This window comes from Nitrosomonas sp. Is35, assembly GCF_033063295.1.
GTDB lineage: Bacteria > Pseudomonadota > Gammaproteobacteria > Burkholderiales > Nitrosomonadaceae > Nitrosomonas.
Genome location: NZ_JAWJZH010000001.1, coordinates 1,883,506 through 1,901,532 on the forward strand (window position 1 = coordinate 1,883,506; position 18,027 = coordinate 1,901,532).

13 protein-coding genes and 1 pseudogene are annotated in these 18,027 nt (G+C 47.6%); 9 read left to right on the forward strand and 5 right to left on the reverse strand.

Annotated elements, in window-relative coordinates; all coding sequences use genetic code 11:
• Window positions 1–19 precede the first annotated feature (19 nt).
• The 3 genes and pseudogenes from R2083_RS08875 to R2083_RS08885 all read right to left on the reverse strand — a co-directional run.
• Entirely contained in the window at window positions 20–475 is a 456-nt protein-coding gene (locus R2083_RS08875; protein WP_317538227.1) for a hypothetical protein, read from the reverse strand.
• Entirely contained in the window at window positions 472–828 is a 357-nt protein-coding gene (locus R2083_RS08880) for a hypothetical protein (RefSeq protein ID WP_317538228.1), read from the reverse strand. The genes R2083_RS08875 and R2083_RS08880 overlap by 4 nt, the downstream gene beginning before the upstream one ends.
• A 70-nt stretch (window positions 829–898) precedes the next feature.
• A pseudogene (locus R2083_RS08885) lies at window positions 899–2,152 on the reverse strand (Y-family DNA polymerase); the annotation flags it as partial.
• A gap of 46 nt (window positions 2,153–2,198) precedes the next feature.
• Between R2083_RS08885 and R2083_RS08890 the strand changes: the two are divergent.
• Window positions 2,199–2,876 carry an IS1595 family transposase gene (locus R2083_RS08890; protein ID WP_317537134.1) on the forward strand — a complete coding sequence of 226 codons (678 nt, stop codon included), beginning with the start codon at window positions 2,199–2,201 and terminating at the stop codon, window positions 2,874–2,876.
• A 46-nt stretch (window positions 2,877–2,922) separates the two neighbouring features.
• Here R2083_RS08890 and R2083_RS08895 read toward each other — a convergent pair whose 3' ends face one another.
• Together R2083_RS08895 and R2083_RS08900 are read right to left on the reverse strand one after the other, a co-directional pair.
• Complete coding sequence (locus R2083_RS08895; protein WP_317538229.1) at window positions 2,923–4,335, reverse strand: exonuclease domain-containing protein; 1,413 nt, start codon at window positions 4,333–4,335, stop codon at window positions 2,923–2,925.
• A complete protein-coding gene (locus tag R2083_RS08900; RefSeq protein WP_317538230.1) occupies window positions 4,332–4,949 on the reverse strand; it encodes a translesion error-prone DNA polymerase V autoproteolytic subunit in 618 nt (205 codons plus the stop codon). Before R2083_RS08900 ends, R2083_RS08895 begins: the two co-directional genes overlap by 4 nt.
• Window positions 4,950–5,222: 273 nt before the next feature.
• Here R2083_RS08900 and R2083_RS08905 point away from each other — a divergent pair, with 273 nt between their 5' ends.
• The 8 genes from R2083_RS08905 to R2083_RS08940 all read left to right on the forward strand — a co-directional run bounded on the left by R2083_RS08905 (window position 5,223) and on the right by R2083_RS08940 (window position 17,991).
• Window positions 5,223–8,078: an SNF2-related protein gene (locus R2083_RS08905; RefSeq protein ID WP_317538231.1), complete on the forward strand. Its 2,856-nt coding sequence runs from the start codon at window positions 5,223–5,225 to the stop codon at window positions 8,076–8,078.
• A 29-nt stretch (window positions 8,079–8,107) separates the two neighbouring features.
• A complete protein-coding gene (locus R2083_RS08910; RefSeq protein WP_317538232.1) occupies window positions 8,108–9,409 on the forward strand; it encodes a DUF2130 domain-containing protein in 1,302 nt (433 codons plus the stop codon).
• Complete coding sequence (locus R2083_RS08915; protein WP_317538233.1) at window positions 9,406–10,623, forward strand: SIR2 family protein; 1,218 nt, start codon at window positions 9,406–9,408, stop codon at window positions 10,621–10,623. The genes R2083_RS08910 and R2083_RS08915 overlap by 4 nt, the downstream gene beginning before the upstream one ends.
• The gene (locus tag R2083_RS08920; RefSeq protein ID WP_317538234.1) at window positions 10,613–12,526 is read left to right on the forward strand and encodes an ATP-binding protein; all 1,914 of its coding nucleotides are present in this window, start codon (window positions 10,613–10,615) and stop codon (window positions 12,524–12,526) included. Before R2083_RS08915 ends, R2083_RS08920 begins: the two co-directional genes overlap by 11 nt.
• Before the next feature lie 10 nt (window positions 12,527–12,536).
• Entirely contained in the window at window positions 12,537–12,749 is a 213-nt protein-coding gene (locus tag R2083_RS08925) for a KTSC domain-containing protein (protein ID WP_317538235.1), read from the forward strand.
• 47 nt (window positions 12,750–12,796) lie between these two features.
• Window positions 12,797–14,491, forward strand: a complete 1,695-nt coding sequence (locus tag R2083_RS08930; RefSeq protein ID WP_317538236.1) for a site-specific DNA-methyltransferase — start codon at window positions 12,797–12,799, stop codon at window positions 14,489–14,491.
• Window positions 14,492–14,615: 124 nt separating this feature from the next.
• Window positions 14,616–15,131: a zeta toxin family protein gene (locus tag R2083_RS08935; RefSeq protein ID WP_317538237.1), complete on the forward strand. Its 516-nt coding sequence runs from the start codon at window positions 14,616–14,618 to the stop codon at window positions 15,129–15,131.
• Window positions 15,132–15,303: 172 nt separating this feature from the next.
• The gene (locus tag R2083_RS08940) at window positions 15,304–17,991 is read left to right on the forward strand and encodes a DEAD/DEAH box helicase (protein WP_317538990.1); all 2,688 of its coding nucleotides are present in this window, start codon (window positions 15,304–15,306) and stop codon (window positions 17,989–17,991) included.
• Window positions 17,992–18,027: the final 36 nt, after the last annotated feature.

Sequence of the window (18,027 nt, forward strand, 5' to 3'; positions counted from 1 at the left end):
CCTGTAATAATCAATATCCTTACTTCACATCGGCAATCACAACCCGGCCATTTCGTCTTTCAAGTTCAATAAACAGGGTTTCTCTCGCATTCTTTTCCAAAATGTAGGTATCTGGAGTATCAACGAAACGGCTGTGATAGCTGGTGCTATGACTGGACACAGTTTGATTGTTCTTTTCGTCCTTGCACCAAATGATCAATGCACCTATCTTATCCAGCTGAGCTTTGTAATTGTTGTCACATTCCCCTTTCTTGGACGGTGTGCGATGTGCGAGGGTAAATTTGGAGTTTTCAGAATGCTCAACGCGCTTGGCGGCAGTCTCAATATCGTAGGCTATTCGTGTTGCAGCATCTGTGAAGCATCCCGTTAACAGCAATAGCAAAAACAACAGAAGTGTTCGTAGGATTAAATGACGCCAATTACTGATTGGCGAAAGGTCGGATTCCGGGGAATCGGTGCGCAATCCAACATTCATATTTTCTGAATGTGCAAACGGATTTTGGCAGCTATCTGTCCAAACGCAGCAGCAGGTAATGCAAGCAGGCCAAACAGAATCAATCCTAGCGGTAATAAACCAAAACTGGAATTCGATAGCATCATCATCCCGGCTTGTCCGAACATGACAGAGAATCCCCAGCGCCATGGTTTTTCAGGAAACTGGTAACCGAGCCAGCCCACGAACAAAATCGAAAGTGGATAAGTCACAGACCAGTAAGATGGATCATCCCAGGCTTCGTTTTTACCGCTTATCGTTGCCGTTACTTGCCATAAGACAGCACCCCCGATGATGGCAAGTGCGCAGGCAATATGTATTGCTCTATCGTTCATAGCGAATTAATTCAGAAAGAAGCAATTATGAACGGTAAGAATTGCTGCTAATTGAAGTAAAAATCACCGCTCATTTCAAGACACAGATCAATTCATCCCAGCACGTCGTGTAATTGGGACTTTTATTCCCCTGCTTCATCTTCCAGGGTTGTTTGAATCCCTCGGATGCCAGTTTTAGCGTGCCTCGCCCCATGCGGGCATTGATCTGATCCATGACACTCATCAATTTACTGGATTGGGTATCGGCTATTGATATTGAGCCAAAGAGATCCAGTTGCCGGTATTGTCTAGGTACCAGTTCAGATAGCATCACCCCCGCTTTTTGATATTTATAGCCACGGCGATAAATTCTGCGTAATCCCCATAAAGCTACCTTGGTCAGCAATCTTGTATCGTCCGTTTGTCTTGGTAGCGCAATCGTCATGCCGTTGGCATAATGCGGTTCTTTTTCATTGAACGGGCTGGTGCGGATGCTGACATGCACTGCCCCGGCATACGATTGTTGCCTGCGCAGTTTCTCTGCGGCGCGGCTGATGTAGAGGGATACTGATTCTTCCAAACTTGCCAAATCGGATACAGGAATACCGAACGAGCGGGAACTGACGATCTGTTTTTTCGGCGGATTGATTTCTTCCAGCTCGATACAGGTAGTGCCGTTAATTTCACGAATGATCTTTTCCATCACAACCGAGAAACGGGCAAGTAGCTGCGATGGCGATGCAGTTCTGAGATCCAGCACGGTTTTGATGCCGATTTCATGCAGTTTAGGTGCTAGCCGCCTGCCGATACCCCAGATTTCACCGACCTCGATGCGTTGAAACCAATCCGTTTGCTGTTCGAGTGACAAACTATTGAGATCGCACACACCGTTAAATTCTGGGTTCTTTTTAGCGATATGGTTAGCCAGCTTGGCCAGCGTCTTGGTTGGACCTATACCCACACAAACTGGCAATCCCGTCCATTGTTTGATGCGCTTCCGGATTTTCTGCCCATAACCGGTATGGCTGTGTCTTTTAAACCCGCTGAGATCCAAAAAGCATTCATCAATCGAGTAGATTTCCTGTTCGGGACTGAACATGCCTAAAATGCTCATGACGCGATTACTCATATCCGCATAGAGCGCATAGTTGGATGAATAGGCGATGATGCCGTGTTTTCTGGCTAATTCTTTCAGCTGAAACCACGGTTGCCCCATTTTGACGCCCAGCGCCTTGACTTCATTGCTTCTGGCGACCGCGCAGCCGTCATTGTTGGAGAGCACCACAACCGGCCTGCCTTCCAGCTTGGGATTGAACACCCGCTCACAACTGACATAAAAATTATGGGTCTTAGGAAGTTAAGCACTTACGGAAGTGTGTTAACTTACTGAGATGAATGTTAAAAATAGATACTATTTCCGTTCTCGGATTGGAGAAGCTAAATTCAGACAACTTATTCGCTATTTTGTTTTGGATTTTACCGCTACAAGTACCGCGCAATTGACCGGTATTTCTATCCGATCCGTCAATACGATTTACCTCAAAGTGCGGCAAAAAATTGCCTACTGCTGCGAACTTGAATCGCCGCTTCAAGGTGCTGTGGAAGTTGATGAATCTTATTTTGGCGCGCAGCGTGTCAGAGGCAAAAAAGGTCGAGGCGCTTATGGTAAAACCATTGTCTTTGGCGTTCTGAAACGCCAAGGGAAGGTATATACGGAGATTGTTCCTGATTGCTCCAAAGCCACGTTACAAGCTATTATCCGTGGGCATGTAGCACCCGATACCATCATCCATTCTGATGGCTGGCGCGGATATGACGGGCTGGTCGATATTGGTTTTGATAAGCACTTCAGGGTTTGTCATGGCAACAATGAATTCGCCAGTGGCGAGCGGCATATCAACGGCATTGAATCTTTCTGGAGCTTTGCAAAAAGGCGTTTGGCAAAGTTCAATGGTGTTCCTGAACATACCTTTTATTTGCATTTGAAAGAAACCGAATTTCGTTTTAATCATCGCCGTGATAATCTCTATCATCAGATTCTCAAATTATTACGTTTAAACCCGCTTTAACTTCCTAAGACCCAAATTATTTACATCAATTAACGCGATGGCGCGATTAGGCATAGGATGGTTGGGCATTTCCATGCAGTGCGACTACTTCGACATCTTTGCGGTTCAGGAATTTAAGCAGATAGCGGTAGGTATCCCGGTCAAAACACGGGCGCGCCGATAATTCCTCCAATTCCCGATGATCCTTGACGCTCCCCAGATGGCACCACTGGTCAAAAACATGTATTTCCGTGATGTCATAGTCCGGGTTGTGCTCCCTGATTCCAATACGGCCAGCATACGGCCATGCCAGTAGTTTGTAATGGCTCAAAGCCGCGAGCAGGCGCAGCCAGTGTGATTCGGCGGATTCCTGACCTGTACACAAGCCTTTGCAGTGTTTTAACTGGTGCGCAAAACACACACCGGAGCCTTTCTCCAGTCCCAATGCCTTATCGCACAGCCCGTATTCATCAGCCAGCTTGTTTAAAACCTCCACAGCCTGTCGCTTCGTTCTGAAAGTGCCATAGACATTGTTTGCGTTACGCCAGTCGATGTCGCTTTCATTGATCAAAGTAACCAACGGTTTGGCATTGGGGTTATTCGATACTTGCCAGGCACAGAGTTGCCGCTCACGTCTGAGCTGCCGGTTATGGATGGGTTGGTATTCCTTAATCAGGCGCGATTCCAGTAGCAGTGCGCCCAATTCTCCGCTGGTGATGCGGTATTCGACGCGCTTAATTTCCTGTGCAATGCGCATTTCCTTGGCGGAACGATGATCGCCCTGGAAGTGGTTGAATACCCGGGAGCGCAATGAAACGCTTTTGCCGACGTACAGCAATGCGGTATCGCCATGGAATAAATAAACACCGCAGGTTTCCGGGATGGCATGGATATCCAGATGATCAAGTCCCGTTGGGGTCGCCTGCTGCTTCAGCAGTGTTTTGACGGTTTCCTGTAGGGTTGATTCGCCGAATTCACGGATTGCGACATCAATGAATGCCGCCATCATTTCGGTATCGCCCATAGCGCGGTGGCGCTGGTTACAGATCAATTGAAACCTTTCGATTATGGCATTGAGGCTATGTGAATGATGCTGCGGATAGAGTTTTCTGGAGAGTTTGACCGTACACAGCAGTTTCTTTTGAAAAGTAACGCCGATGCGCTTGAATTCGTTTTTGAGGAAACCGTAATCGAAGCGTACGTTGTGAGCGCACAATACGGCATCATCCAGCCATTCCAGCAGCGTATTGCTGATTTCCTGGAAAGCCGGTGCATGATTCACCATGTCCTGGGTGATACCCGTCAATCGCTGTATGAAAGGCGAAATGCTGACTTCCGGATTGATGAGGGTATTCCAGCGGCCTACTTCAATTCCATTTTCATAACGGATCAAACCGATTTCAGTAATGCGATCCTGAGTTGGGATAGCTCCCGTCGTTTCCAGATCGAGTAACACGTAGCATGGCAATAATGTCGTCATTTGAACCGGCGGAATGATCCAATTACGACACCAAAAATCTCGAACTGGGTATCGGGACGAATGTAAATCGGCTTGTAAGCGCCAGTGGAGTTGGCTGGCAACAGTCTCGGCATTTTGTTTGCCCCATGATCCAGGATTTTGATGGTGAATTCCCGATCCACCACTGCCAGCACAATGTCACCGATATTAGGCGTTTTGGAACGATCCACTACCACTTTATCACCCGGTAACAAACCTACATCGATCATCGAATCACCCTTGATCGTGACAAAGAACGTCGACGCCGCATGATCGATCAGGAATTCGCTGACATCGAGGCGCTTCTCGACATGATCATCCGCCGGGCTGGGAAAGCCTGCCGCCACTTTGGTCGCAAAAAGCGGTAACAAGGTGGGGTGATCGCTGATCTCGGGGACGAGAAATTCATCGACTTCGATTTCCGAAACTGCATTATCCCCAGCTGCATTGGCTCTCTTGCGCTGCAAGGCTTCCAGGAAATCTTTGATGGTTGCCGTCTGACTCTCCGGTATGCGCATGGTCACTGTCGGCTCGCCGAATTTACCCTGACCACGCGGCCTGCCTGCGTTTTCTCTTTTTCCGCCACGATTGGACATGTTCCGATACTCCACATTGAAATGCGATACATTATTCAAACACACGACCATAGTGATGTCAAATGTACCAACCCAATAAGATCAAGATTAAACAGTAAAGAGCAAGAAAACCTGCATAAAGGTCAGGCTCAAAGATATAGTCTGATATAAACTCCCGCAATTGGATTATTCTGAATATGTACAGTACATTTCTATATATTTAAAATAGCGGAAATTCTTTTTAAATCATTCTGGTCGATATGAATTGGAATACTTGGTGATGGACTTCGGCTAATGATTACAGCTTTCCAAGCAAAATACTTTGCGCACGAACTAACACGTCGTTTTCCAACAGATAGCGCTGAAAAATTAGCAGGTGCAGTAGCCAGTGCTCAAGTGGACATCAATCCACATCAAGTTGATGCAGCCTTGTTTGCTTTTAACTCGCCACTTTCCAAAGGCGCGCTACTGGCTGATGAAGTTGGATTAGGCAAGACTATTGAAGCTGGATTAGTGCTGTCTCAAAAATGGGCTGAGCGTAAACGGCGTATTTTGATCATTACGCCTTCAAACCTGCGTAAACAATGGTACCAGGAGTTGAACGAGAAATTCTTTCTCCCCTGCTATATCCTCGAAGCAAAATCCTATAATGCTGCAATCAAACAAGGCCAGTTTCGTCCATTTGAATCACCTGAAATCATAATTTGCTCATACCAGTTTGCAAAAAGTAAGGCCGCAGATGTTCATGCAATACCCTGGGATCTGGTTGTTATTGATGAAGCGCATAGACTGCGCAATGTTTATAAGCCATCCAATGTCATAGCAAATACATTGAAGATGGCATTGGCGGGAAAACATAAGCTACTGCTTACAGCAACACCACTACAAAATTCGCTGTTGGAACTCTATGGATTGGTGAGTTTTATTGATGAACATACTTTCGGTGATTTAAAAAGTTTCCGCGAGCAATTTGCCAATTTGAATCAGGAACAAGTATTTCAAACCCTCAAGGCTCGGCTCAAGCCGGTTTGTCATCGAACCCTGCGTCGCCAGGTCACTGCCTATATCCCATACACCAAGCGCCTGCCGTTGGTAGAGGAATTTACTCCGGAAGAAAGCGAAGATCGTCTTTACCACCTTGTTTCAAAATATCTGCAACGTGACAATCTACAAGCACTGCCATCAAGCCAGCGTTCCCTGATGACACTGGTGTTACGCAAGTTGCTGGCCTCATCCACCTTTGCCATTGCGGGCGCGCTGACTTCGATTTCAACTCGACTCAAGCGCAAGCTGCGCAAACAAGAAACCACAGAATCGCTTGAAGATGAACTGGATCAGGACTACGAAGCACTCGATGAAACCGCCGAGGAATGGACGGATGACGAATCGGCCGAATTGCTCACCGAGGATGATCGCAAGGCTCTCGGACAGGAAATTGCCGAGCTTGATGCTTTCGCCGCGCTTGCGATTTCAATCGACCATAATGCCAAGGGTAAGGCGCTGCTAAAAGCGCTGGGTATTGCATTTGCCAAGGCAAAAGAACTTGGTGCAGCAGAGAAAGCAATCATCTTCACCGAATCACGCCGCACACAAAACTATTTATTGCGCTTGCTGGCAAACAGTCCATTTGCTGAAGGAATTGTACTTTTCAATGGCACTAATACCGATGATCAATCCAAAGTTATCTACAATCAATGGCTTGAACGTCACAAAGGCACCGACCGAGTAACAGGGTCACGCACCGCAGATATGCGCTCGGCGCTGGTCGATTATTTTCGTGAAGAGGGACGCATCATGATCGCAACGGAAGCCGGTGCCGAAGGTATCAACCTTCAATTCTGCTCACTGGTCGTTAATTATGATTTGCCATGGAATCCGCAGCGCATCGAACAACGCATCGGGCGTTGCCATCGTTATGGGCAGAAGCACGACGTAGTGGTTGTAAACTTTCTTAACCGCAAGAACGCTGCGGACAAGCGCGTTTTCGAATTACTGGCAGAAAAATTCAAGCTATTTGAAGGTGTCTTTGGTGCTAGCGATGAAGTATTGGGAGCTATTGAATCGGGCGTTGATTTTGAGAAACGCATAGCGGCTATCTACCAACACTGCCGCATGCAGGAAGAAATTCAAACCGCTTTTGATCAGCTCCAGCTCGAATTGAGCCTAGAAATCAATGAATCCATGACACGCACGCGCCAACAATTATTAGATAATTTTGATGACGAAGTGCGTGAAAAACTCAAAGTGCGAGACGAAGCATCAAAAGCTTACCTTAATCATTACGAACGTTTGCTGATGCAGCTTACCCAATATGAACTCAACGGCCGCGCTAAATTCCTAAATGATTCCTCGTTTTGCCTGGAGAAACAGCCTTTCCCGGAGCAGGCTGCAACAATCCCAGTTGGATTATATGAACTGCCACGACGATCCGGTGAAGCGCACCTTTATCGCCTAAACCATCCGCTCGCTGAAACACTCATTGCCCAGGCAAAAATGCGTAACCTGCCTCCAGCAGAAATTCATTTTGATTATCAGCAGTACGATGGCAAAGTTACATTACTAGAAGAATTCATTGGCAAATCTGGCTGGTTAACTCTCTCGCTTTTTAGCGTTGAATCACTCGACCAAGCGGAAGATCATCTTATTTTTGCAGCGGAAACCGATGATGGCCAAATATTGGATGAGGAAATTTCTGCACGACTACTGACACTTCCTGGGAATGTGGTTAACCAAGTTCAGCCTGTCTTGGAAATCACCTCTCTGGAAACACAAAACCAAAAGCGCCAATTGGAAATACAGCGCAATATTTCAGAACGCAATGCCCGTTTCTTCGAGGCTGAGGCCGACAAATTGGATGGCTGGGCTGATGATTTGAAAGTTGGCTTGGAAAGAGAAATTAAAGAAATTGATCGCCAAATCAAGGAAGCGCGCCGTACTGCTGTAACTGCACTGACGCTGGAAGAAAAGCTCTCCGGACAAAAACTGGTCAAATCGTTAGAGGCGCATCGCAACCTAAAGCGACGCTCACTCTTTGATGCACAGGACCAGGTAGACAAGCAGCGTGAAGAATTGATTTCGGTGATAGAAGGGAAACTGAACCAAAGTATACGATCTGATCAATTATTTTTAATACACTGGACTATTTCATAGCCATAGCTATAAACAGGAGAAATATTGTTATGACAGAGCCAACGATCACCTGCCCTAACTGCAAAACAGAGATTAAGCTCACCGAATCATTGGCGGCTCCGCTGATTGAGTCCACGCGTAGGCAGTTTGAGCAACGACTGGCGCAAAAAGACAGCGAAATCATCCAACGCGAACAAGCCATGCGTGAAAAAGAAAAGCAACTGGCAGAAGACAAGCGTAGGCTTGAAGATCAAGTAGCCGATCAAGTGGCAGAGCAGTTGAAAGCAGAGCGTGCTCGCGTGATTGCAGAAGAATCCAAGAAAGCTAAACTGGCTAGTGCTGTCGAGCTGGAAAACAAAGCGCGTGAACTGACCGAATTACAAGAAGTGCTAAAATCCCGCGACGAAAAATTGGCGGAAGCGCAGAAAGCACAAGCCGAACTCATCAAGAAACAGCGTGAACTCGATGATGCCAAGCGCGAACTGGAACTGACCGTAGAAAAGCGAGTACAGGATGGATTGATCGAAGTGCGCACCCTCGCCAAGAAAGAAGCTAAAGACGAGCAGAAACTGAAAGTGATGGAAAAGGAACAAACCATTGCCGCGATGCAGAAGCAGATCGAAGATCTTAAGCGTAGGGCTGAACAAGGTTCTCAGCAACTACAAGGTGAGGTACAAGAACTTGAACTGGAAAATCTTCTGCGTAGCAAATTTCCTTTCGATACGATTGAACCAGTGCCCAAGGGAGAATACGGCGGAGATGTGCTGCACCGAGTTGTCGGCACAGGTGGCCAAACTGGGGGCACCATTTTGTGGGAATTCAAACGCACCAAGAACTGGAGCGACACGTGGCTGGTAAAACTGCGCGATGATCAGCGAACTGCAAAGGCAGAAATCGCTGTGATCGTGAGTCAGATATTACCGAAAGGCGTTGAAACCTTCGAATTGGTTGAAGGTGTCTGGGTCACACATCCGCGCGCTGCCCTGCCGGTAGCTATGATATTACGCCAATCATTGCTGGAAGTTGCTCTGGCACGCCAGTCATCCGAAGGCCAGCAAACTAAAACTGAGATGGTTTACCAGTACCTCACCGGCCCGCGTTTCCGTCAACGTGTGGAAGCCATTGTTGAAGCATTTTCCACCATGCAGGAAGACTTGGACAAGGAGCGCAAGGCGATTATGAAACAGTGGGCCAAGCGCGAAGAGCAGATTGAGCGCGTGATGGGGGCGACGGTGGGCATGTATGGCGACTTGCAGGGGATTGCGGGGAAATCACTACAAGAAATAGAAGGCTTGGATTTGACACAATTGGGGACGGTAAGCGGCACAACAATAGGGTTGGAGAAACTATGAATACCTCATCACACTGCCCGTACAGACAATCAACTCTTCTCCAACAAGCACTAGCGCCAGATAAGATGCGGATCGCATTCCTCTTGGGAGCAGGCTGCCCATTTTCAATTCAAATCTCAGATGGAGAAGTATCAAAACCATTGATCCCAGACATTCGGGGGCTCACGGAAATGGTTGGCGAAAAACTGAGCGTGTCTGAAAAAAAGGATAGCTATAACACGTTGCTGGAGCGATTTAAGGGAGGAGCACCAGCCATTCCCACGATTGAAGATATTCTGAGCCATATTCGTGCGCTTCATGATGTTGTGCGGGATGGCAGCATTGATGGTCTCGATAAAAACGCACTGGCTGCACTTGATGCAGAAATATGCAAAATCACCACAGAAGTAGTCGGAGTGGATCTACCTGATTCGGGTACTCCATATCATCAACTTGCAACATGGATTGGTGGGATTCATCGAGCGCATCCGATTGAGGTATTTACCCCCAACTACGACTTGCTTGTTGAGCAGGCACTGGAGTCACACAAAATTCCTTTCTTTGATGGATTTGTCGGATCGAAGCAAGCGTTTTTCGACCTGACTTCAATGGAAAGTGAATCTCTTCCTTCGCGCTGGGCGCGTGTCTGGAAAGTGCATGGCTCTGTAAACTGGTGGCGCACAATGAATGATGAGGTTGTTCGCCGCGAAAACTACTCCGAAGGTGCCAGGCAAATGATTTATCCATCGCACCTGAAGTATGACCAAAGTCGGCGTATGCCGTACTTGGCAATGCTTGACCGGTTGCGTGAATTTCTTGCTCGTGGGCAGGCGGTGCTGGTGACATGTGGGTATTCTTTTGCCGATCAACACTTGAATGAGGTCATTCTCCATGGTTTGCGAAGCAACCCGACGGCCATTTGTTTCGGATTGCTTTTTGGCAAACGTTCATCATACGCAGATGCTTTGCACAAGGCGCGTAAGCATCCAAACCTGAGTCTTCTTGCTGCTGATGGTGCTGTCCTTGGAACTGTTGAGCGAGACTGGCGGCCTGATGAACAAACGGGGCATGCTTTACATGAAATAAGCGTAATGAAAAAGGAGTTCGCGGAAAATTATGACCCAGCCTCAAATAACTGCGAATTTACGCTTGGTGATTTCAAGAGCTTTGGTAATTTCTTGGCGCAACAATTAACGCGCTCGAGTGACGAGCAGGCGGGAACAAATGCAGCGTGATCCAACATTCATAGGAACTGTTCAAGACGTTCACGGCGCAACAATCACGGTTGAGTTGAGCGACGAGACGGTTACCGGGCTTGGGTTTGTGCATGGCGAGGGTTACCGTGTCGGGCAAGTCGGTAGCTTTGTGCGTATCCCTCTAGGATTTGTTGATTTATATGGTGTTGTTTCCCAAGTAGGGGCAGGCGCCGCACCCGAAAGCGAACAAGAACTTAAAGCCTACGGCAACCGTTGGGTTAAGGTACAGATGGTCGGTGAAGGCCAGAGAGGTGGACGGTTTGAACGTGGAATTTCTCAGCATCCTACTATTGATGACCGCGTCCATATTGTTACTGAAGCCGACCTTAAAGCAATCTATGGTTCGGGGGATCCTCAGGACTTCGTGTCGGTAGGACATCTCGCAAGCGCCGAGTCAATTCCATCCCTTATCAATATCAATAAACTTGTCACACGTCATTCTGCCGTTGTCGGAACAACAGGATCGGGTAAGTCCACTACGGTGGCGGGGTTGCTTAATGCACTATCCGATATAACGCATTACCCATCAGCGAGGATTTTGGTGGTAGATATTCATGGCGAATATGCCAAAGCATTATCAGATAAAGCCACTGTTTTTAGAGTCGACGCTGATACGGCAAAAGGTGAAAAAGCTCTTCAAATACCCTTTTGGGCACTTAGTTTTGATGAACTGAAAAGATTTGCTTTTGGAAATCTAGGTGATGAGCAAGCAGCCGCTGTTGCGGAGTTAATCATTCAGTTAAAAATAGAGAGTTTGACCTCCCTTCCGAGAGAAGGGATGCGAATCTCCCGTGTAACAGTTGATTCACCAGTACCATTTTGCATTCACAAACTATGGTTTGATCTACATCGGAGGGAACACCAAACTGTAATTGCAAAACCTGGTGGCGCACAAGACGAACTTGAACCAGCATATGTTTTAGATGCCAATGGACAGCCTGTTCAACTCGGAGATGCGATGGCCGTATTGCCGCCAGCATACCGAACTGTTAAAACATCAGGGCCTAGAGATCAACATATCAACTGGAGCCAGTCACCCAAACCACTTAATCTGCGGCAGCAATTAGCAGGCTTGGCCGCAAGATTAAGAGACGCAAGATTGAATTTTTTGTTCAACCCAGGCGATTGGTTGCCTGACATCAACGGCAAAACAAAAAAAGATTTGGATAGCTTGTTGGAAGAATGGATTGGCGGACCGAACCCCATAGCGATTCTGGATCTTTCTGGCATACCATCTGCCATCCTCAACGACTTGGTTGGTGCATTATTGCGTGTTCTCTATGACGCAATCTTTTGGGCAAGAAATTTGCCCGAAGGTGGACGGGAACGCCCTTTACTATTGGTGTTGGAAGAGGCACATGCCTATCTTTCTAAAGAGCATACCGGAGCGGCGGCAACCGCCGTGCGGCGAATAGCCAAGGAAGGCCGTAAATATGGTGTCGGTATGATGATCGTCAGCCAGCGGCCATCAGAGATTGATTCGACCATACTTTCACAATGCGGAACACTTTTTGCTATGCGTCTCACAAATGATACTGATAGGGGGCATATAACAGGAGCCGCCTCTGACAACTTAAAAGGCATTTTCGAGATGCTGCCAATTCTTCGGACTGGCGAGGCAATTATCGTTGGAGAAGCAGTGAGCCTTCCCGTGCGAACCCTGATTACACCGCCCCCACTTGATCGTTGCCCTGACAGTGTTGATCCCCGTGTTGTGGAGCGTGGCAATCTGAATGAAGGATTTCAAGGGCCAGGTGGCTGGGGACAGCGTCGTGATCCATCTGACTATGCTGCCATGGTCAGACAGTGGCGGATGCAAACTCCCCACTATGAGCATAAGTCGCCAACGGTGGAAACTTTGCAAGAATCTGATGATAAATAAGGAGTGAAAAATGAATTGGATTGAAACACCAGAATCTTCAAACATTGCTCGCTTTGCCTATGACGATACAAACTATGTCCTGAAGGTCGAGTTCAAGAATGGCGGCATATATGATTACTTTGATGTGCCACAACATGTTTTCGAGGGGATGCGCACCGCACCATCAAAGGGACAATACCTAGCGCAACAGATTAAGGGAACTTATCGGTATGCAAGAGCCTAGTTGGCCTGCCGTGCACTTAATTGGCATGCATTGTCTGGAAAAATACGATGCGTAAGCAAAAACTTGAGCTCACCTGGATCGGCAAGGAGAACCGGCCCAAGCTTGAGCCGCGCATTTTGCTGGAAGACCCTTTGAGGAATTATCACGCGAAGCATCGGGTGACGAATGGCGATATCTTCGACAACCGGCTGATCTTCGGCGACAACCTGCTGGCATTGAAGGCTTTGGAGGCGGAGTTCTCGGGCAAGGTAAAGTGTGTGTTTATTGATCCACCGTACAACACCGGTAGTGCATTTACTCAATATGACGACGGAGTGGAGCATTCGATCTGGCTTTCGCTAATGCGCGACCGGCTGGAGATTATCCGGCGTTTGCTGTCGGAGGATGGTTCGTTGTGGATTACGATTGATGACAACGAGGCGCACTACCTGAAAGTGTTGTGCGATGAAGTGTTTGGGCGGGCGAATTTTGTATCCAATGTTGTTTGGCAAAAAAAGTTTTCGCCACAGGCAAATAGCGTTTGGTTATCTGACAGTCACGACCACATACTGGTATATGCAAAAAATAAAGAATCTTGGCGTCCTAACCTGTTGCCAAGAACCGATGATGCGGACTCAAGATACTCGAACCCCGACAATGACCCCCGTGGGTCTTGGACATCTGGGGACTTCACAATTAGTCTTACTGGAGGGCAGAGAGGGGCGCAGTTTGCAAAGACGGGGGTCAGCGAAAATATTTTTGAAATCACTACGCCATCAGGTCGGAAACTGATGCCTACCAAGGGTCGTTGCTGGGGCGCATCTCCAAAGCGATTTGAGGAGCTTCGAGCGGATAATCGAATTTGGTTCGGTGAAGCAGGTAACAATGTTCCGCGAATCAAAAGATTCTTATCAGAAGTTCAGGAAGGAATCGTCTGCATGACAGTTTGGCTGCGCACGGATGTTGGAGACAACCAAGATGCTAAGCGTGAAGTCGCAAAATTTAATTCGGAGGAGATATTTTCAACTCCCAAGCCTGAAAAACTTATTCAGCGCATTTTAGAACTGGCAACAAAGCCCGGCGACTTTGTCCTCGACTCCTTCGCTGGTTCCGGCACCACCGGTGCAGTTGCCCACAAGATGGGTCGCCGCTGGATCATGGTGGAGCTGGGCGAGCATTGCCACACCCACATCATCCCACGCTTGCAAAAAGTCATCGACGGTGAAGACCAAGGTGGCATTAGCAAGGCAGTAAGCTGGCAAGGCGGTGGCGGTTTCCGCTATTACAAACTCGCACCTAGCTTGTTGCAGCAAGATGCTTATGGACAGTGGGTCATCAACAAGGAATACAACGCCGAGATGCTGGCGCAAGCCTTATGCAAGCTGGAAGGATTCACCTATGCGCCTTCTGAAGTGCATTACTGGATGCACGGGCATTCCACCGAACGAGATTTTATCTACGTCACCACAGCAAATCTAAATCACGAGCAATTACAGCAGCTTTCCGATGAAGTGGGATTGGAGCGAAGTTTATTAGTATTGTGCACTGCTTTCCGTGGCCGAGGTGATTATCCGAATCTTACCGTGAAGAAAATCCCTAAGCAGGTGTTGTCACGCTGTGAATGGGGGCATGATGACTATTCGCTGCGAGTCGAAAATCTCCCCCAAGCCCCTCCTCCAGTAGAAATAGAGATGACAACAGCCAAGGGGCATAGTGCTGCAAATTCGGTCCAAGGCGGGTTATTTGATGAGGAAATGGAATGATCATTGTGAGGAAATTAGATCATTCTGCGGTAACCTATAAATCACATGCGCCAGTTTATGCAAAAATTGTGCCGCAAGTGGGTGAAAACTTCAGACATCCCATTTTTTCATGTTGGTCTTTGCCGTGAAGAAAATTATCATCATTGCTGGTCCCAATGGTGCCGGTAAAACGACTTTCGCCCGGGAATTTCTGCCCAATGAAGCCGGTTGTCCAAAATTCGTGAACGCAGATTTGATCGCGGCGGGTTTGTCGCCGTTTGCACCGGATGTAGCTGCGATGAAAGCAGCCCGTATTATGCTGGAAAGTATTAAAGAGCTTGAAGAGCGCAGTGAAAGTTTTGCGTTTGAGACTATGCTTTCTGGGTTGACTTATGCGCACCGGATTCGCCGTTGGCGCAAGGCCGGTTATCATGTCACGCTGTTTTTCTTGTCGTTGCCGAATTCACAAATGGCCATTGATCGTGTGGCGGAACGTGTGCGCCAAGGCGGTCATGACGTGCCGAGCGAGGTCATCCGCAGGCGTTTTGCTGCGGGGCTGCGAAATTTTGAACAGATTTATCGTGATGAAGTGGATGCTTGGGCGTTGTATGACAATGCAGGCGATGAGCCGGTACTGATTAATTGGGGAGAAAAGGCATGAACCAAAAAAGTATAGAGCTGGCAAAAGATCCTGATTTGGCGGGTTCTTTGGTTGCAATCCGCCGTGCTGCTCAGCGGGCGAGACAATTAGCGGCCAGTACGAACACTGAGCTTGTCGTTCTGCGGAATGGTAAATGTGTGCATATAAAGCCAAGCGGAGAGCCAAAGCCGCGATGAATCGTCATGTCAACGCTATTGCCGGACGTCTCAGTTTGCGTGCACCGCAGCGCCGTTCGCTAGAAATTCTGGATCGAATCACTGAGATTACTCCGCCCAAAAAAGATAGAGATCTTCTGGCAACACTGGAAATTATTCGCAGTGAATTTCCATCCGTCACAGATTTCGAACGCGAGTTTCCGTCACTGTGCTTTGCACTGGCTACAGGTGTGGGCAAAACCCGATTAATGGGCGCATTTATCAGTTATCTGCATTTGGCGCGCGGTATCAATAATTTCTTTGTACTGGCACCGAATTTGACGATTTACAATAAACTGATCACCGATTTCAGTGACCGCACCCATCCAAAGTATGTCTTCAAGGGTATCTCGGAATTTGCCATTGATACACCTGCCATCATCACGGGCGACAACTATAATCAGCATGATCCGGCCAGTGGCACACTCTTTGGTGGCGTGCGTATCAATATTTTCAATATTTCCAAAATCAATTCTGAGGTGCGTGGTGGCCGAGCTCCGCGCATCAAGCGATTATCTGAATATATCGGCGAAAGCTATTTTGACTATCTGGCCGGACTACCCGACCTGGTGCTTTTGATGGATGAATCGCATCGCTATCGTGCCAGTGCGGGCATCAGGGCAATCAATGAGCTGAAACCGATTCTTGGTTTGGAGTTGACAGCTACCCCTTTTGTAGAAGGAACCGGAGGTGCGGTGCCGTTTAAAAACGTTATTCTGGATTATCCATTGGGAAAGGCGATGGAAGATGGTTTTGTGAAAGAGCCTGCCGTGGTGACGCGCAAGAATTTCAATCCGGCAGGCATGTCGCCAGAAGAAATTGAACGCATGAAATTGGAAGATGGGATGCGCCTGCACGAGAGCGTAAAAGTCGAGTTGGAAACTTACGCCAGAGAAACCAGCAATCCTATTGTTAAGCCATTCCTGCTAGTGATTGCACGAGATACCACCCATGCTGGGCAGTTGTTGGCGTTGATCCAATCCGAGGGTTTCTTCGAAGGACGCTACAAAGACAAGGTCATTCAAGTTGATTCGAGCCGAACCGGTGCAGATGAAGAAGAAATGATCGAGCGGTTATTGAAGGTGGAACACACTGAAGAGCCGACTGAGATCGTTATTCACGTTAATATGCTGAAAGAAGGCTGGGACGTAACCAATCTCTATACTATCGTGCCGCTGCGTGCTGCCAATGCACGTACCCTGATTGAACAATCCATCGGTCGTGGATTACGGTTGCCTTATGGTAAGCGCACGGGCGTAACGGCAGTTGATCGGCTCAATATTGTGGCCCATGATAAGTTTCAGGAAATAATCAACGAAGCGAATCGACCTGATTCCGCCATTCATCTGAAAGCAGTGGTACTGAATAATGATGAACTCGATCAAAAAACAGCAACGATTGTTTCTCAATCTGAAGTTGCGACCCAATTGGGAATAAAGCCAGCAGATACAACTGCCAACACACAAATTGCGGGGCAAGATGTGCAGCCTCTTTTTACCAAACCGGAAGAACAAAAGGCAGCGCAGATTGCTTATGAAGTCATCCGCAAGATGGAGAATCAACCCAAGTCTGTGCCCACGTTGGCGCATTTGAAAAATCCGGAAGTTCAGGCTGCTATCGTTAAGGCTGTACAAGAACAACATCGACCCGTACAACTGGAACTGGAAGGAGTGGCAGAACTGCCGGATTTTGCAGCCGTTGTGGCTAAAACGGTGGAATTAGTAAACCAGAAGACTATTGATATTCCACGCATCCTAGTTGTGCCTAAAGGAGAAGTGAAAGCTGGTTTTAGACCGTTCACTCTAAAACTGGATACATTGAAATATCCAGCGGTGTCCGATGAGCTATGGATACAGTACCTGCGTACCAGTCAGCGAGATGAAATAACATTGGGCGCTGGTGGTATTGAAGAGAAACGAATCGAGGATTATGTCGTCAGCGGCCTGATGTATTTCGATGATGTTTCTTATGATGATCAAGCAGACCTATTGTATGACTTGGCTGCGCAGACCGTTGAGCATTTCTGCAGCTATCTATCCGAGGATGAAGCGCGTAAGGTTTTGCGTTGCTATCAGCGTGACATTGCCCGATTTATCCATGCACAAATGCAAGATCATAGTTGGGAAGAAGCAGTAGATTACGAAGTAGTTGTAAGTAAAGGGTACACAGAATTCAAATCTAGCGCCTACACTCATGCGATTAATGAACCGCCAGCCGATTATCGGGTATCACCCGCAGACAGGAGCAATATGTCGAAGTATGTGTTTGGCGGCTTCAAGCATTGCCTGTACCCGGTGCAGAAATTTGACTCTGAAGCAGAACGCGTATTGGCAAACATTCTTGACCGTGATGCAATCAAGTGGTTTAAACCGGCAAAGGGACAATTTCAGATTTTCTACCAACAAGGGGCCGATCATCCAGAATATCAGCCGGATTTTGTCGCTGAGACAAATAATGCGATTTTTATGCTCGAACCCAAGGCTAGCAATCAAATGACCGATCCGGTCGTTAAAGCCAAGATGGAAGCTGCTATCAAGTGGTGCAAGAATGCGTCTGACTACGCCATAGCCAATGGCGGCAAGCCTTGGCGCTATGTTCTGATTCCGCATAACGCAATTGCACAAAATATGACCCTTGAAGGGTTGGTGCAACAATTCATTTCATAGTGCTTATGCATAAACAGGGCAAGGCAAGAATACTTT

Excerpts from the sequence above, each read along its gene's own strand:
- R2083_RS08890 (WP_317537134.1), top strand. The coding sequence starts at position 2,199 with ATGAATGTTAAAAATAGATACTATTTCCGTTCTCGGATTGGAGAAGCT.
- R2083_RS08905 (WP_317538231.1), top strand. The coding sequence starts at position 5,223 with ATGATTACAGCTTTCCAAGCAAAATACTTTGCGCACGAACTAACACGT.
- R2083_RS08940 (WP_317538990.1), top strand. The coding sequence starts at position 15,304 with ATGAATCGTCATGTCAACGCTATTGCCGGACGTCTCAGTTTGCGTGCA.
- R2083_RS08880 (WP_317538228.1), bottom strand. The coding sequence starts at position 828 with ATGAACGATAGAGCAATACATATTGCCTGCGCACTTGCCATCATCGGG.
- R2083_RS08925 (WP_317538235.1), top strand. The coding sequence starts at position 12,537 with ATGAATTGGATTGAAACACCAGAATCTTCAAACATTGCTCGCTTTGCC.
- R2083_RS08920 (WP_317538234.1), top strand. The coding sequence starts at position 10,613 with ATGCAGCGTGATCCAACATTCATAGGAACTGTTCAAGACGTTCACGGC.
- R2083_RS08895 (WP_317538229.1), bottom strand. The coding sequence starts at position 4,335 with ATGACGACATTATTGCCATGCTACGTGTTACTCGATCTGGAAACGACG.
- R2083_RS08915 (WP_317538233.1), top strand. The coding sequence starts at position 9,406 with ATGAATACCTCATCACACTGCCCGTACAGACAATCAACTCTTCTCCAA.
- R2083_RS08875 (WP_317538227.1), bottom strand. The coding sequence starts at position 475 with ATGAATGTTGGATTGCGCACCGATTCCCCGGAATCCGACCTTTCGCCA.
- R2083_RS08930 (WP_317538236.1), top strand. The coding sequence starts at position 12,797 with ATGCGTAAGCAAAAACTTGAGCTCACCTGGATCGGCAAGGAGAACCGG.
- R2083_RS08900 (WP_317538230.1), bottom strand. The coding sequence starts at position 4,949 with ATGTCCAATCGTGGCGGAAAAAGAGAAAACGCAGGCAGGCCGCGTGGT.
- R2083_RS08910 (WP_317538232.1), top strand. The coding sequence starts at position 8,108 with ATGACAGAGCCAACGATCACCTGCCCTAACTGCAAAACAGAGATTAAG.